Origin of the sequence: Streptomyces sp. NBC_00557 (assembly GCF_036345995.1) — a bacterium.
Classification (GTDB): Bacteria; Actinomycetota; Actinomycetes; order Streptomycetales; family Streptomycetaceae; genus Streptomyces.
In genome coordinates, this window is record NZ_CP107796.1 from 2,003,300 (window position 1) to 2,019,782 (window position 16,483).

At 74.1% G+C, this 16,483-nt stretch carries 10 protein-coding genes; 1 reads left to right on the forward strand and 9 read right to left on the reverse strand.

Annotated features, from left to right (window positions below):
• Positions 1–197: 197 nt before the first annotated feature.
• From OG956_RS08110 to OG956_RS08120, 3 genes are all read right to left on the reverse strand, one after another.
• Positions 198–1,766: an MmgE/PrpD family protein gene (locus OG956_RS08110; protein WP_330337269.1), complete on the reverse strand. Its 1,569-nt coding sequence runs from the start codon at positions 1,764–1,766 to the stop codon at positions 198–200.
• A 90-nt stretch (positions 1,767–1,856) separates the two neighbouring features.
• Entirely contained in the window at positions 1,857–2,225 is a 369-nt protein-coding gene (locus OG956_RS08115; protein ID WP_330337270.1) for a nuclear transport factor 2 family protein, read from the reverse strand.
• 68 nt (positions 2,226–2,293) lie between these two features.
• Positions 2,294–3,256 carry a diacylglycerol/lipid kinase family protein gene (locus OG956_RS08120; protein WP_330337271.1) on the reverse strand — a complete coding sequence of 321 codons (963 nt, stop codon included), beginning with the start codon at positions 3,254–3,256 and terminating at the stop codon, positions 2,294–2,296.
• A gap of 235 nt (positions 3,257–3,491) precedes the next feature.
• Between OG956_RS08120 and OG956_RS08125 the strand changes: the two genes are divergently transcribed.
• A complete protein-coding gene (locus OG956_RS08125) occupies positions 3,492–4,361 on the forward strand; it encodes a maleylpyruvate isomerase family mycothiol-dependent enzyme (protein WP_330337272.1) in 870 nt (289 codons plus the stop codon).
• 56 nt (positions 4,362–4,417) lie between these two features.
• Here OG956_RS08125 and OG956_RS08130 read toward each other — a convergent pair whose 3' ends face one another.
• The 6 genes from OG956_RS08130 to OG956_RS08155 all read right to left on the reverse strand — a co-directional run bounded on the left by OG956_RS08130 (position 4,418) and on the right by OG956_RS08155 (position 16,479).
• Positions 4,418–5,611, reverse strand: a complete 1,194-nt coding sequence (locus OG956_RS08130; RefSeq protein WP_330337273.1) for a cytochrome P450 — start codon at positions 5,609–5,611, stop codon at positions 4,418–4,420.
• A gap of 158 nt (positions 5,612–5,769) precedes the next feature.
• Positions 5,770–7,239 (reverse strand): MFS transporter, encoded by a 1,470-nt coding sequence (locus tag OG956_RS08135; RefSeq protein ID WP_330337274.1) that lies wholly within the window; start codon positions 7,237–7,239, stop codon positions 5,770–5,772.
• Between the two features lie 156 nt (positions 7,240–7,395).
• The gene (locus OG956_RS08140) at positions 7,396–8,163 is read right to left on the reverse strand and encodes a thioesterase II family protein (RefSeq protein WP_330342774.1); all 768 of its coding nucleotides are present in this window, start codon (positions 8,161–8,163) and stop codon (positions 7,396–7,398) included.
• Between the two features lie 29 nt (positions 8,164–8,192).
• Positions 8,193–9,185, reverse strand: a complete 993-nt coding sequence (locus OG956_RS08145; protein WP_330337275.1) for an LLM class flavin-dependent oxidoreductase — start codon at positions 9,183–9,185, stop codon at positions 8,193–8,195.
• Positions 9,182–10,783 (reverse strand): long-chain-fatty-acid--CoA ligase, encoded by a 1,602-nt coding sequence (locus OG956_RS08150; protein ID WP_330337276.1) that lies wholly within the window; start codon positions 10,781–10,783, stop codon positions 9,182–9,184. Before OG956_RS08150 ends, OG956_RS08145 begins: the two co-directional genes overlap by 4 nt.
• Positions 10,784–10,815: 32 nt before the next feature.
• Positions 10,816–16,479, reverse strand: a complete 5,664-nt coding sequence (locus OG956_RS08155) for an SDR family oxidoreductase (RefSeq protein WP_330337277.1) — start codon at positions 16,477–16,479, stop codon at positions 10,816–10,818.
• Between the last annotated feature and the right edge of the window lie 4 nt (positions 16,480–16,483).

Here is a 16,483-nt window from a genome sequence, read left to right on the forward strand (position 1 = left end):
CCGGCCCACTGAAGCGACCGCGCGACCGGCCCACTGAAGGGACCGCGGCAACCGGCCCACTGAAGGGACCCCGGCAACCGACCCACTCAAGGATCCACAGCAACCGACCCACGGAAGGGGACCGCGGCGACCGATCCGCTGAAGGATCCACGGCAACCGGCCCACTGAAGGGGACCCCGGCGCCGCGGTCGGTGCCGTCAGTCCAGGAACGCCGTCTCGATCCAGCGGCGTACCGCCCGCGGGCGCATCCGATGCAGCCGGTCCACGGTGTCGGCGACCTCCGGCGCGCCGCCCACCGACAGGAACTTCTCCCGCACCAGCTCGGCATGGCCCGCCCGGGTCTCCGGCCCGGCCGCGCCGATGGGAATCAGCCGGGTGCGCGAGACGGTACGGCCGTCCGTCAGCCGTACGGTCACCCGGGCCCCGGTCGCCTTGGTGGACCGGGAGAAGTCCCGGTCGTCCGCGGCCAACGCGCCCACCAGGTCGACCAGTTCGTCGCCGCCGAAGCCGCGCAGCCACGGCACGGCCAGCTCGCCCGCCTCCCGCACGGCCTCGCCGAACGGCGCGTCGGACAGGAACAGCTCGCGGGTCATCTCGGTGTCGTGCTCCAGTCGTATCCGCTTGGCCAGCGCCCAGCGGTCGGGGTCGTCCAGGTGCGGCGGGGAGAAGTCGTCCACGCCGAAGCCGCCGGTGAGCAGCGTGGTGGCGACCGGATAGGGCACGTCCAGGACCAGCGCGCCGAGCGGGGAGCCGGGGCCGGTGACATAGCGGGCGGCCCGCTCCCCCGCGAACAGCGTGTACAGCGAGGCCTCCACCACCACCTCGGCCACGTCCCGCGGCCGGACGGGCCCGAGCTCCTTGTGGATCTCCGCCGCGCAGTCGACCGCCGCGTCGATGCCGGGGCCGCCCGGGTGCATCTTGAACGACAGCGTGTCGGTGTGCCAGCGGCGCCCGAGGCCCTTGGCCACCGCCTGCGGCAGCGGCACGGTGGCGAAGCGGGCCAGGAAGCCGTCGCTGTGCTCCATGATGTCCGGCGCCCCGCGCAGCCCGGCGTACGCCGCGTCGCAGGCGTCCATCGCGGTGCGCACCGGGGTGAAGGTGTTGAACAGACGGGCGTCGCTGGCCAGGAAGGCGCGCATCAGCGGCCAGTTGGGCATCGCGAAGGCCAGCCCGAAGGCGTTCTCGAACAGCGTGGCCGGCGCCCGGTCGCAGTGCAGCCGGCCGGCCACCGCGCCGGCCAGGTGGGTGTGCACGGCGCTCTGGCCGCGCAGCGGTCCGAGGGTCGCGGAGGCGGTGATCCGGGCCGCGCACTCGTTGGCCGCGACGACCGCGGTGAGCAGCGAGAGCCCGTCCAGCTGCCGGGCGTAGGCGAAGGCGAGCGGCACCGCGACCGTCGAGTTCGACAGGTGCCCGGCGTACGCGGTGTCGTCCAGGTTGAGCCAGGAGCCGAGCGCGGCGAAGACGCCGGCCGCCTGGCGCGGGTCGCGCTGCATGGGGTGCCCGAACGCGGCCACCAGCCTTCTGCCGAGCGGGTGCTGGAGGCCCGCGCGGATGGAGGCGATCTGGGACAGCACCTGGCTCGCGGCGAGCTTCAGCACCCGGCACGGGATGTGCTGGGGGCGCAGTGTCGCGGCCCAGTGCGACAGTTCGCGCAGCGGGGTGTCGGCGGGCGGGCGGCCGCGGGCGGCCCGCGGCAGGACGCTGCCCTGCTCGGCCCAGTCGGCGCACAGCGCCCGGGCGACGCTCTCCGCGAGGACGGCGGTCATGGCGGAAACCTTCCTGCTGCCTGGTGGTACGTCCGCGGACACGGCAACGGGAGCACCGGCGCCCCGGTGCTCCCGCCGTGAGAGAGGGTGTTACGCCGCCGGGACCTTGTCCAGGAAGCCGTAGATGCCCTTGATCTTGCCGGCGTCGTCGGTGACGATCACGTCGAAGCCGATGGCGATCGGCTCGGCGCCCGGCTCGGTCACCAGGCCCCACTGGAAGCGGGCCTGGTTGTGGTGGGCGTCGACGGTGCCGTGCAGCTCGAAGCTGAGGCCCTTGAACTGGTCGCGGGCGCCGGCCACCACGGCCGCGAAGCCCTCGTGGCCCTCGACCGCGGCGAGCGGGTCGATGTACGGAGCGTCGGCGGTGAGCAGCTCGGCGATGGCCGCGGCGCGCTTGTCGGCGTCCGCCTCGTTCCAGATGGCGAGGTAGCGGTTGACGGTGGTGGTCAGGTCGCTCATGCGGGCGATCTCCTTACGTGGCGTTGCTTCTTCGGTTCTTCGGACAGGTGGTTCGGGGGAGGGCCGGTTCAGGGGAGGGCCGGCGCCCAGACCGGGAGGGCTCCGGGGAGCACCTCGAAGGTGGCCCTGGCGCCGATGCCGTGCTGGTACTCGCCGTCGTGCTCCAGCGGGAGCCGGCCGCCGTCGGTGCGCTCGACGGTGATCGTGCGGCCACGGGCGTACACGGTCGCCGGATGGTCCATGTGCCGCGCGTCCAGCGTCAGTTCGGGCACCCGGCCGGCCGGGACGGCGCCGCCGATGACGCAGACGTCGAGCAGTCCGTCGTCGAGCAGCGAGTCGGGCAGCACCAGGAACCGGCCGCCGCGGTAGCGGCCGCCGCCGACGTTGGCGAGGACCGTGGGGCCCTCGTGCACCACCCGGCCGTCCACGGTGACCCGGCCGGGGTACGGCTCGTAGCCGGCGGCCGTGTCGGCGAAGGCGCGGGCGTAGCGCTCCCGGCCGGTCAGCGGCAGCTCCCTGGCCGTGATCAGCGCGTCGGCGATCACCCCGGAACAGGCGCCCAGGTACACCAGGTTGCGGGTCTCGGCGAGGCGGGCCAGGTCGAGGCGGCGCAGCCGGGCGCTGCCGCCGATGCCGTTGTCGGTCAGGACGGCTTTCAGGGACTCGCTCCAGGGGCGTTCGCCCCACAGCATCTTGTAGCCGGAGTTGCCGGTGCCACCGGGCACGACCGCGAGGGTGGCGTTCCCGGTCACGGGCACGAGTCCCTGGACGGCCTCCCGGACGGTGCCGTCCCCGCCGATGACGACGATCAGGTCCGGCGCCCCGGGCGCGGCCTGCGCGGGCCGCTGCAGGGCGCGGCGCACGGCGGCCGTGGCGTCCCCCGGTCCCGTGGTCAGGTGCACCTCCGTGTACTCCAGGCAGGAGGCGCACACCTGGCGTACCTCCTCGACCAGTTCGGGCGAGTGGCTGCCGGAGGCGGGGTTGCCCAGGACGAGCGCCCGGGTGGGAGCCGGGGCTGCGGTGTCTGCCATGGCGGGCCTGCTCCTTCTCGTCGGACGGCACCGGCGGGACCGGGCCGGGGGACGCCCGGCGCCGCGGTGATCTCCACTGTGCCGGGGGCCTCTGTCACGGCGCTGACGCGCGGCTGACGCCGGGTCCGGCCCGGACCGCGGGACCGGCCGGTGACCGGGGACGTGTCAGCGGTCGATCAGCGGAGCGGGGTCGAATGGCACCGATTTGTGTCCCGTCGACCGGAGTGAGCCAGCCATGACCACACGGACGCGTCCGACCCTCGCCCTCCCTCGCTACACCTCGGAGTTCCGCCGGGAGGCCGCCCGATTAGCGCACGCGGCCCGCGGCATCCCGCCGGCCGAGCCGGTCCCGACGTGCCCCGGATGGACGCTCGCCGACCTGGTGCGGCACGTGCGGCAGGGCCACGACTGGGCGACCACGATCCTGACCAGCCGGAGCACCGGGTTCCTCCCGCCCGGCGGCCTGTCCGGCGCCCCGGAGGACGGCAGGAGCTGGACCGAGCGCGTGGCCGAGCTGGGCCTCCGGGGAGCGGCCGACGACCTCGCCGACCCGGGCCGGCGGGCGCGGTTCCTGGCCGAGGGCGCGCACCGGCTGGCCGAGGCGCTCGACGGGGTCGGTCCCGACGTGCCGCTGTGGGCGCCGCACGGCCGGCAGGACAAGGAGTTCTGGCTGCGCTGGGCTCTGTACGAGACGGCCGTGCACCGGGCCGACGCGGCCCTGACGGCTGGCCTGCCGTTCGCGATGGAGACGGACGTCGCCCTGGACTGTGTCGACTTCTGCCTCAGCGCCTTCGGGGAACCGGCCGCCCGGCCGTTCCTCTCGCCCCGGTTCGCCGAGGTGCCGCGCAGCGGCGAGACGCTGGGTTTCCGCTCGGCCGGGGCGACCCCCGGCGGCCGCGGCGACTGGCTGGTCACGTGCGCGGCGGAGGGCGTACGTGTCGGCCGGGACGCACCGGCCGGCGACCCGGCCGACACCACCGTGATCGCCGCGCCCGCGGACCTGCTGCTGGTCGTCAAGGGGCGGCTGCGGCCGCGGAGCCCGCGGGTGACGGTGCTCGGGGACCGCGCCCTGCTGGACTTCTGGCTCAGCCACGCCGTCTCCTGACCCGGGCCGGCCGACGCCACAGGGTTCGCCCGGTGGCGTCGGCCTGTCCGGCGGCGTCACCAGGTGACGGGCAGTTCCTCCAGGCCGTACACGATGGTGTTCTCGCGGAAGCGGACCTGCTCCGGGGGCACGGCCAGGCGCAGGGTGGGGAAGCGGGCGAACAGGGCGCTCAGGCACACCTCCAGCTCCATGCGGGCCAGCGAGGCGCCGGGGCACAGGTGGGCGCCGTAGCCGAAGGCGAGATGACCGGAGGCGTCGCGGTGGACGTCGAGGCGGCCGGCGCCGGCGTACACCGACTCGTCGTGGTTGGCGGCGGGGATCGCGACGATCACTCCCTCCCCCTTGCGGATCAGCGCCCCGCTCAGCTCGACGTCGTCCACGGCGGCGCGGACCTGGTTGTCCTGGGAGATGGACCAGTAGCGCAGGAGTTCCTCGACCGCCCGCTTGTACAGCGACGGGTCGGCGCGCAGCTCGGCCAGCTGGGCCGGGTCGCGCAGCAGGCTGAGGACGCTCAGGCTGATCTGGTGGGCGGTGGTCTCGTGCCCGGCGACGAGGAAGAAGCGGGCCATGGCGACGAGTTCGTCGTGGGTCAGCTCCCCCTTGGCGACGTACCGGGTGGCCAGCCGGCTGATCAGGTCGTCCCGGGGTTCGGCGGTGCGCTGCGCCGCGAGCCGGTCCAGGAACCGCGTCATCTCGAGGAACGCCGCGTACGTCTCCTCGGGGCCGGCCTCCTGGGAGAGGATGACCTGGCTCTGCTCGGTGAAGTCCGCCTCGTCCTGCTCGGGGACGCCGAGCATCCGGGCGATCACCAGCGACGGCAGCGGGATCGCGAAGTGGCGCACCAGGTCGACCGGGTTGGGGCCGGCTTCCAGGCCGTCCAGCAGCTGCTGCACGAGAAGCTCGACGTCGGGGCGCAGGGCGCGGGTGCGGCGGGCGGTGAACTCGGTCATGGCCATGCGGCGCAGCCGGCCGTGCTCCGGGTCGTCCATGCGGTTGAACGACATCACGCCGGGCTCGGGCGGCAGCTGGATCCGGATGGGGAAGCCGGGCTGCTGGTCGTCGGCGCTGAAGCGGTGGTCGTTGAGCACCTGGCGCACGTCCGCGTGGCGGGTGACGAGCCAGGCCTCGCCGCCGCGTATGCGCACCTTCAGCGGGGGCCGTTCGCGCAGCTCCGCGTAGGCGTCGGGGGGCGCGTAGGGGCAGGAGCGTGGCATGGGCCAGGCGGGGAGTGGGTCAAGGGTGTCGGGCACGGATGTCCTCCGTCGGCTCGGCCGAAAAGCGGCGGGTCGTTTTCGGCCAGCGTGGAGGAGACGGCTGACGGGTTTCTGACGCAGCACTGACGGGCGCACGGAGGTTTTGCCTCCGTGCGCCCGCCGGGTGTGGGTGGTGCTCTGCTCCCGCGCTGCCGTCAGGACGCCTCGGCCTTGCGCGGCAGCAGCTGCACCAGCAGCGCCACCGCCACGCAGATGGCCGCCTGCACCAGCAGGCCCGCGCCGAAGGCGTGGGAGTAGGAGTGGGCGGTGACCTTGTGGCCGGCGACGCTGAAGAAGACGACGCCGATGACCGCGATGCCGACGGCGTTGCCCATCTCCTGGGCGGTGGAGAAGACACCGGAGGCGGCGGCCGCGTGGTGCGGGGCGACGCCCTCCAGGACCAGCGAGGCGAGCGGGGCGACGACGAAGCCCATGCCGAAGCCGGCGAGCACCATGGCCGGGATGCACCAGGCGACGGAGCCGCTGCCGCCCAGCTCCCAGGCGGTGGCGGCGAGCGCGACGTTGCCGACCGCCTGCAGCAGCGCGCCGATGGTGAGGACCTGCTTGCCGAGCTTGGCCGCGACCTTCGGCGACTGGGCGGAGCCGATGAAGAAGCCGAGGCCGAGCGGGATGAACAGCAGACCCGACTCGAGGGCGGACAGGCCGCGGCCCTCCTGCAGGTACAGCGCGAGGACCAGGAAGAAGGAGGCCATCGCGGCGAAGAACACGAGCAGCGAGACGACGCCCACGCCGAAGGCGCGGTCCTCGAACAGGCTCGGGTGGACCAGCGGCGACTTGTCGCGGGCCGCCTTGCGGCGCTGGGTCCACCAGAACGCGGCCAGCAGCGGCACCGCCGCCACCAGGCACTCCCACGTCCAGGTCGGCCAGCCCTGCTCCCGGCCCTCGACCAGCGGCAGCACGACGGCGGCGAGTCCCGCGGTCACCAGGATCACGCCGGTCCAGTCGAGGCCGGTGTGGCCCTCGGCCCGGGACTCGGGCACCACCTTCGGCGTGAGCAGCAGCACCACCGCGCCGATCGGGGCGTTGATCAGGAAGATGGTCCGCCAGTCCCAGCCGAAGACGTCGGCCTTGATCAGCAGGCCGCCGATGAGCTGGCCGAACACGGCCGAGGCGCCCATGGTGATGCCGTAGGCGTTGAACGCGGCGACCCGGGCCTTGCCCGCGTAGGCCGTGGTCAGGATGCCGAGGACCTGCGGGATGACGAGGGCGGCCGCGGCGCCCTGCACCGCGCGGGCCACGATCAGCTCGGCCATGTTCGGGGCGATGCCGCAGGCCAGCGACGAGAGCGTGAACAGGGCCAGGCCGACGGAGAAGACCTTCCGGCGGCCGTAGAGGTCGCCGAGCCGGCCGCCGGTGATCAGCATGGCGGACAGGCCGATGTTGAAGGTCGCGGCGACGAGCTGGATCTCGGCGCTGGTCGCGTGCATGTTCCGCTGCAGCGACGGGATGGCCACGTTGACGATGAAGAAGTCGACGTTGGCGATGAAGAGACCGGCCAGCACGACCCAGAGCGCGCCCCAGGCGGGCTTGCCCGCGGCCTCCTCGATGTCCGGTGGCGAGGCGGCCGAGGCCGCGCTGCCGGTCAGTTCCGCTTCGGTGGTCATGGACGACCCTCCTAGGTCGTTTCGTGCTGGTGGGGGGCGTGCCGAAGGTGTCCGCGGCGCACGCGAGGGGGCACGGGACGGTGCTCGGTACGACAGTCCTCCGAGCACTGTCCCGCGCCCCGCTGACACGGCGCTGACACGGAACGCCGGCGGCGGTCAGCCCACGGCCGCGGCGGCCAGCCGCTGGAGCCGGTGCGCGAAGTGCGCGGTGACGGCCTGGGCGTGGGTGTCGATGTAGAAGTGGCCGCCCTCGTACTCGCTGTGGCCGAGATAGGCCGGGGTGCGGCCGGCCCAGTGGGTCATGGCGTCCGGGGCCTCCTGGAGCGGGTCGCTGCGGCCGCCGTAGGAGGCGAGCGGGCAGGTGACGCCCTTGCCGTCGTCCTCGTACTGGGCGGCGACCCGCAGATCGGCGCGCAGGGCGGGCACGACCAGGGCGAGCATCTCGGGGTTGTCGTAGATCTCGGCCGGGAAGGACCCCAACTTCTTGATCCACTCGACGAGTTCGGGCTCCGGCATCCGGCTCTGCTCCTCCGTCGGCTGGAAGAAGCCCTCGGGCGACCAGCCGGACATGCCGACCATGACCGGCGCCGGACCGCCCTCCTCCTGCATCCGGATGGCCAGCCGGAACGCCAGCTGGGCGCCGAGGCAGTGCCCGAAGAAGGCGAACGGCCGCTCGTCCAGGTCGTTCAGCACGGCCTCGTGCAGCGCGTCGAGCAGCGGCCAGAACTCCTCGTACGTGGGCTCGTCCCGGCGGTTGTGGCGGCCGGGCAGGGTGACGGCCTGCGGGGCGATGTCCGGCGGCAGCAGGCGCTCCCAGTCCCGGTAGATGATGGCGCCGCTGCCGGCGTGGGGCAGCAGGAACAGCCGGATCGAGGCGTCGGGCGAGGGCTCCACGGGGTGGAACCAGTGGCCCTCGCTGGACATCCGGCTGCCTATGGTGCCGATCTCGGTGGTCACGACTGCGTACTCCCAACGGTGGTGGACGGGCCGAGGGCGCGCACGGCGGGCAGCAGCACCTCGGCGATCTCCTTCAACTGCGGCTCGGGGTCCAGGGATCCGATCCGCAGGACCAGGTGCCGGGCGCCGGCCCGGACGTATCCGCCGAGCCACTCGGCGCACTTCTCGGCGCTGCCCCAGGCGTAGGCCTGGATGCTGCTCATCTGCTCCAGGGAGCGGCCGTAGTAGTGGCTGATGTAGTGCTCCAGTTCCGCCCTGGCGGCGGTTTCGTCGCTGTTCACGGTGACCGTGGCGTACAGCGCGGGGGTGACCGTGCGGCCGGCCTCGTCGGCGAGTTCGGCGATACGGCGGCGGGCGCGGGCGTAGGCGTCGACGTCCGGCAGGAACGGCAGCCAGCCGTCGTACCGGGCCGCCGCGCGGGCCAGCACCCTGGGGGTGTCGCTGCCGGCGAGCCACAGGGGCGGGCCGCCGGGGACGGCGGGGCCGGGGAGCCGGTCCAGGTTCTCCGCCTGCCAGAACCTGCCCTGGAACTCGGTGGGTTCGCCCTCGTCGTGGGAGCGCCAGGCGGTGCGCCACAGCGCGGTGATCTCGTCCAGCCGTCCCACCCGGCCCTGGAAGGAGGCGCCGACGGAGGCGAACTCCTCCTCGGTCTCGGCCATCGGGAACCCGGAGCCGAGCCCGAGGATGAGCCGGTCCGCGGCCACATGGCTGAGGCTGGCGATCATGTTGGCGCCGATGAGGGGGTGGCGCAGGGCCGGGGTGAGGGCGGCGGTGCCGACGGTGATGCGGGTGGTGGCCGCCGCCGCGGCCGAGAGCACGACCAGGGGGTCGAGCCGGGGGCGGGCGGTGAGCGAGTCCCCGGCCCACAGCGAGTCGAAGCCGAGCGCTTCCGCCCGGCGGGCGAAGTCGAGCAGGGGCGCGGCGGCGTAGCTGCCGTTGATGGCCTGCTCGCGGGTGGGCAGGAGGATGCCGATCCGAAGTGAGGTCACACTGTGCTCCCGAGTACGTCCCTGGCCGGTGCCGTCAGCTGCTCCCGTACCGCGCGGCGCAGGATCTTCCCCGAGGGGTTGCGCGGCAGGGAGTCGGTGAAGTGGTAGGCGCCCGGGATCTTGTAGTCGGCGATGCGGCCCCGCAGGGACAGCAGCAGTTCCCGGGCTGTCGCCCGCGCGCCGGGCTTGAGCACGACCACCGCGTGCACGCTCTCGCCCCACCGCTCGTCGGGCAGGCCGACCACGGCCGCGTCGGCGACGGCGGGGTGCGCGGCGAGGGCCTTCTCGACCTCCGCCGGGTAGATGTTCTGCCCGGCGACGATGATCGTGTCGTTGATCCGGTCGCACAGGTGGAGGTAGCCGTCCTCGTCGAGGTAGCCGGCGTCGCCCATGTGCAGCCACTCCCCCGCCAGGGTGCGGGCGGTGGCCTCGGGCAGGTTCCAGTAGCCGAGCATCCGGGAGGGGGCGCGCACGCAGATCTGGCCGATGGCGCCGGGCGGCAGGCTCTCGCCGTCGGGGCCGATCACCTTGATCTCGTTGCCGGGGCAGGGCAGACCCACCGAGGTGAGCTTGGTGCTGTCCGGGCGGTGGGCGTCGGGCGGCAGGCACACGGCGACGCTGCCGGTCTCGGTGCTGGCGTAGATCTGGGCGAACTCGCAGCGGTAGGTCTCCAGGCACTGCTTGAGCAGCGTCGGGGACATGGGCGCGGCGCCGTAGGCGATCTTGCGCAGGGACGCGAACGCCTCGGGTCCGGCCTCGCGTTCGGCGGCCATCGCCTGGAGCATGGCCGGTGCGGCGAAGGTGGTGGTCACCCGGTGGGCGCGGATGAGGCGGACCGCTTCCTGCGGTTCGAACCGGGGCATGATCACATTGGTGCCGCCCGCGTTGAAGGTGTGCAGGAACCAGCCGATGCCGGCCACGCCGAAGCCCGGCAGTGAGATCAGGGCCACGTCCTCGGGCAGCCAGTCGATCCAGTCGACGCCGGCGGCGCGGCTCGCGTGCGGCAGCGTGAAGAAGCTGCGGTGGGCGAGGACGGCGCCCTTGGGCAGGCCGGTGGTGCCGCTGGTGTAGATCTGGATGACGGCGTCGTCGGGTCCGGTGCCGGGCACGGGGTCGGTCTCGGGCTGGTCGGCCGCCCAGGCGAGCAGTCCGGCGCCGCGCGCCGGTTCGCCGTAGGGGTCGGTGCCGTCGACGCGGATCACCCGGCGCAGTCCGCGCAGTTGGTGGCGGACCGTGGCGACGGTGTCCCAGAACTCGTCGTCCACGAAGATCAGCGTGGCGCCGGAGTCGCGCAGGATGTGGTCGACCTCGCCGGGGGTGAGCCGCCAGTTGACCGGGACCAGGACGGCGCCGGCCTTGGCGCAGGCGATCATCACCAGGTAGTAGGTGGCGGACTCGCGGCCCAGGTAGGCGACCCGGTCGCCGCGCCCGACCCCGCTCGCGTGCAGGGCGTGCGCGGCCCGGTTGCTGTCGCGGTGCAGCTTGTCGTAGGTGGTGACATGGCCCTCGCAGATGATCGCCGGGTGGTCGGGGCGGCTTCCGGCGTGGGCCCGGGAGGAGTGGTGGAGCGTCCAGCGCTCCCTTGGTATGTCGGTCATCTCGGTTTCCCGTCCCTTGCTTTCCGCGTGCCTTAGGCGAGCTGCCCGGCGACGAACCGGGCGAGCGCGCGGACCGTGGGGTGGTCGTGGGTGAGGGAGGCCGGCAGGGGCAGCCGGAAGGCCTGCTCCAGCGCGGACTTGACCTGCTGGGCCATCAGGGAGTCCAGGCCCAGCGACACGAACTCGGAGTTCACGTCCAGTTCGTCGCCCTCCTCCAGGTGCAGGACGGCGGCGACCTTCTCGCGGACCACGGGGGTGACGGCGGCCAGGCGTTCGGACTCGGGCAGCGCGGCCAGCGCGCCGAGGTCGAGGCCGCTGCCGTCCTCGCCGGGTGTCCGCCGGGCGAGCCGGTCGTAGAACAGGTCGCCGGTGACGCTGCCGGAGACATAGCGGTCCCAGTCGAACTCGCCGACGATCCGCTGGGTGCGCGGCCGCCCCCAGAGCCGGGCGAGGGTGTCCAGGGCGCGGGTCGGGGAGAAGAAGCGGACGCCGCTGCGTTCGATCTCCTGGCCGAGGTGCTCCTCCAGCCGGGCGGACATGCCGACCCGGGCCCAGGCGCCCCAGTTCACCGACAGGCCCGGCACCCCGCGCCGGCCGCGCCACTCGGCGAGCGCGTCGAGGGCGGCGCTGGCGGCGGCGTAGTGGCCCTGGGTGGCGCCGCCGAGGACGGAGGCGATGGAGGAGTAGGTGACGAAGAACTCCAGCTCGGGGAAGGAGGTCTCGGCGGCCTCGTGCAGCAGCCAGCCGCCGTAGGCCTTGGCGGCGAGCTGGGCGTCGATGGACTCCCAGGTCAGCTCGGAGATCAGTTTCTTGTCGTAGGAGCCGGCGGCGTGCACGATCCCGCCGACCGGGTACGGCCCCGCCGCCAGCTTCCGCACCAGCCGCTGGACGTCCTGCGGGCGGGACACGTCGGCGCGTACGACATCGATCTCGGCGTCGGCGGCGAGGTCGGCGAGCAGTTCGGAGGCCTCCTCGGTGGCCCGGCCGCTGCGGCTGACCAGGGTCAGGTGCCGGGCGCCGAGGGCGGCCAGCTTGCGGGCGGTGACCAGGCCGAGCCCGCCGAGGCCGCCGGTGACGAGGTAGGTGCGGTCGGCGCGCAGCCCGGCGGGGCCCTCGTCCGCCTGGTGCGGCTGCTCCTCGATGTCCTCCGGCAGCGTCACCCAGGCCCGCCCGGCGGGGTCGGCGAGGGCGGTGCGCAGGGCCTCGCCGGTCTCGTCGAGCCGGAAGCGGGGGGCGGTGTCGTCGGAGCCGGTGGCGTGGACGACGGCCGGGACGGGGACGGTGAGGGTGGAGCGGAAGGTGCCGTCGTGCCGGACGAGCACCTCGTCGCCGGGCTCGAATCCGGTGCCGCCGGCGGCGGCGAGGACCGTGCCGCGCGCCAACCGGCCGAGCAACGGCGGGGGTTCCTCCTCGGCGGCCTCCTCGGCGCGCTCGGCCCGGCCGGTGTCCAGGGCGGTGCGGGCGTCGGCGGCGGTGAGGCCGACGGTGTGCACCCGGACCTGGACCTCGCCGGCCCGGGGCGCCCGGTCGGTGACCGGGGCGAGGGCCAGGTCGGACAGGTCGCCGGAGTCGGGGGCGCGCAGTTCGAAGCCGCCGGTCCAGGTGAGGGCGGTGTCACCGGCGAGCAGCCGGCGCACATAGCGGCGGCCGGGGCGGTGGGCGACCTGGTACTCGCCGGGCGGCTCGGCCCGCCACTCCTCGGCGAGCGGGGCGAGGCCGCTGCCGGGGGCGAGGTCGACCAGGGTGGCCCGGTACTGCGGGTACTCGGTGAGCAGCACCCGGCCGAAGCCCCACAGGGTGGCGGCGCCGAGGTGGCCGCCGTCGCCGGCCGGGTCGCCGGGCAGCCACTGGGCGCCCTCGGTGACCAGCCACAGCCGGGGCGGGCGCGCCGCGGCCTCCAGCGCGCCGAGGAGCGCGAGCAGTTCGCGGTAGTTGTCCTCGCACTCGGCGCGCAGCCGCCCGGCGGACATCGGCTCGGACCGCTGCCGCCACAGCCGGCACACGTCGGTGACGGTCGGGTCCTCCAGGGCTGCCTTGAGGTCGGTGAGGTCGGCCAGCCAGGTGACCTTCACCCCGGGCTCGGCGGCGAGTTCGGCGGCGCGCGCGGCGGACGGGTCGAGCAGGACCACGTGCCGGGCCGGGGCGTGCTCGCGGGCGGGCAGGGCGCGGCGCACCCAGTCGGGGCGGTGCAGGAACTGGCGGCGGCCGGCGCGGCCCTCGGGCCGGGCCATGCGCACACCGAGCAGCTCGGCGACCGGCTCCCCGTTCTCCAGCAGGAGCACGTCCGCGAGGCGCCCGTCCTGTTCGCCGCGCACCCGGGCCAGCACCCGCAGGCTCTCCCCGCGCGGCTTGCGGAAGTGCCGTACGGCGGCGATCCCGCGCGGCACGAACACCGGGCCCTCGGGGTCGAGGACGACCAGCGCCTGCACGGCGGCCTCCAGCAGCTCGGCCGGGACGTGCTCGACGGCGGTGGCGTCGCGCCCGGTCAGCTCGCCGGTGACCAGACCGTCGCCGTGCCGGGCGGCGCGCAGCAGCAGGCGCATGCGCGGGCCCTGGGGGCGGCCGACGGAGGCGAGGTCGGTGTAGATGTCCTCGTCGTCGATGTGCTGGGCGGCCGGCGCCAGGGTCGCGTCCAGTTCCGCCAGCTCCGAGACGGGCACGAGGGGTTCGGGTTCGGCGGCGACGACGGCGGTGGCGTGCAGGTTCTCCTCGCCGCCGACGGTGGTGAACACCTCGACCTCGGCACCGCCGCCCTGCCGGGGCCGCCAGCGGGTGGTCAGCGCGGTCAGGGTCTCGGCGGGCAGCTCCAGCGGGGCGAGCAGCGCCAGGTCGCGGACGGCGGAGCGGGCGTGGCCCTGGACCGCGTCCTGCACGGCGAACAGCAGGTCGACGTAGGCGCCGGCGGGCAGCACGGTACGGCCGCCGTCGGCGAGGTCGGCGAGCGCGCCCAGCTCCTCGGCGGTGAACTCGGCGGTGAACTCCCGTACCCCGCTGGCGAACCGCTCCTCGGTGCCGAGCAGCGGGTGCCGCGCGGTGCCGTTCGCGGCGGAGCGGCGCGGGGTGACGGAGGGCAGCCAGTAGCGCTTGCGCTGGAAGGCGTACGTCGGCAGGTCCACCCGGGCCGGTACGGGCTGCCCGGCGTGGTAGCCGGTCCAGGAGACGGGCAGGCCGGCCGTGTAGTAGTCGGCGAGGGCGGTGAGGGTGGTGGCGGTGGTGGTGTCGCGGCGGCGCAGGCTCGGCAGCCACAGGTGGTCCTCGGCGGTGACGCCGCGCCGGGCGAGCGCGGTCAGTCCGGCCTGCGGGCCGATCTCGACCATCGCGTGCCGACCGCGCCGGGCGACGGCCCGGATGCCGTCGAGGAACCGGACCGGTTCGCCGATGTGCCGCACCCAGTAGTCGGCGTCGCCGATGTCGCGGAACCGGGCGAGCCGGCCGGTGACGTTGGAGACGATGCTGATCTGCGGCTCGTGGAAGGCGATGCCGTCGAGGGCGGCGCGGAAGTCGTCGTAGACCTCGGCCATCAGCGGGGAGTGGAAGGCGTGGGAGACCTTCAGCCGCTCCACGCGGACGCCCCGGCCGGCGAGGATGGCGCCGACCTCGTCGAGGGCGGCCGTGGCGCCGGAGATCACCGTCTGGTCGGGGGCGTTGATCCCGGCCAGCGCGAGGTCGTCGCGGCCCTCGAGCAGCGGCTCGACGTCCTCGACGGGCGCGGTGACGGCGGCCATTCCGCCCTCGGTGCGCACGGCCTGCATCAGCCGGGCGCGGGCGGCGACCAGCCGTACGGCGTCGGGCAGGTCGAACAGCCCGGCGACGGCGGCGGCGACGACCTCGCCGATGCTGTGCCCGATGAGTACGTTGGGCCGGGCGCCCCAGGCCATCCACTGCCGGGCGAGCGCGTACTCCAGGGTGAACAGGGCGGGCTGGGTGTACTCGGTGCGGTCGACCGCCTCGGGGTCGGAGGCGGTGCCGAGCAGCAACTCCCGTACGGAGCGGCCGAGATGGGCGGCGAAGAGCCGGTCGCACTCGTCCACGTGGGCGCGGAAGACGGGGAAGGCCCCGTACAGGGCGGCGCCCATGCCGGCGTACTGGGAGCCCTGGCCGGTGAACAGGAACGCGGTCTTGCGGATGCCGGAGGGCCCCTCGTGCTCCTGCTCGGCGGCCCGGTCCAGGAGCTTCGCCAGCGCGGCCCGGTCGGCGACCGGGGCGGCGATGCGGTAGGGGTGGTGGGCGCGGGTGGTGTTGGCGCTGTGGCAGAGCGCTTCCAGCGGCTGTTCGTCGACCAGCCCGCGGTAGGCGGCGGCGAGTTCGCGCAGTGCCGCGGCGTTCTTCGCCGACAGGGTGAACACCGGCGGCACGCCACCCGCCGTCTCGGCGGCCGGCGCCCGCTCGGGCGCCTGCTCCAGCACCACCGCGCCGATGGTCCCGGCGAACCCGAAGCTGTTGACGACGGCGCGCCGCACCTCGGTGTCCCATGGCTCGCAGGCGGTGGGCACCCGCAGCGGGTAGAGGTCCCAGGGGATGCGGCCGGAGGGCGTCCGCAGGTTGATGTGCGGGTAGATCGTGCGGGCGCGCAGCTGGAGCACGGTCTTGATGACGCCGACGATGCCGGAGGCGGGCTCCATGTGGCCCAGGTTGGTCTTCACCGAACCGACCAGCACCGGGCGGTCCTTGGTGTGCGAGCCTGCGAACACGTCCCCGATGGCGCCGAACTCGATGGGGTCGCCGAGCGGGGTGCCGGTGCCGTGCGCCTCGACGTACTGGATGTCCCCGGGCGTGAGGCGGGCGGCGTCGAGCGCGCTGCGGATGACCTTCTCCTGGGCCGGTCCGTTGGGCACCGTCAGGCCCGCGCTGTCGCCGTCCTGTCCGACGGCCGTGCCGCGGACCAGGGCGAGGACGCGGTCGCCGTCGCGTTCGGCGTCGCTCAGCCGCTTGAGGACGACGATGCCGCAGCCCTCGGCGCGCGCGTAGCCGTCGGCGGACTCGTCGAAGGTCTTGCAGTGCCCGTCGGGGGCGAGCATCTGGGCGTTGGAGAACATCACCGGGATGCGCGGGTGGTGCAGGGCGTTGACGCCGCCGCACAGCGCGATGTCGGTCTCGCCGCCGCGCAGCGCCTGCACGGCGAGGTGCAGGGCGACCAGCGAGGAGGAGCAGGCGGTGTCGACGCTCATGCTCGGGCCGCGCCAGCCGAGGAAGTACGACAGCCGGCCGGACAGCGGGAACATGGTGATGCCGGAGGCCAGGTGGCCGTCGAGTTCCTCGTACGGCAGTGAGTCCAGCTCCAGGGCGTAGTCGATGGAGCTGGCGCCGATGTAGACGCCGCCGTTGCCCCGGCGCAGCGGGGCCGGGTCGATGCCGGCGTGCTCCAGGGCCTGCCAGGCGGTCTCCAGCAGCAGCCGCTGCTGGGGGTCCATGTAGCGGGCTTCCTTCGGGGAGATGTTGAAGAAGCCCGCGTCGAACAGGTCGATGCGGTCAAGGAATCCGCCGGCCGAGGCGATGATCTTGCCCTTGTCGTCGGGGCCCTCGGGGGTGAACGCCTCCACGTCCCAGCGGTCCCGGGGGATGGGCCCGATCCCGCTCCTGCCCTCCCGCAGGAAGGCGTCGAACTCGTCGGGCGAGCCGCTGCCGCCGGGGAACCGCAGACCGATTCCGACGATCGCGACCGGCTCGGGCGCCTGCTCTGTCTCCGTACGCGGCATGGAG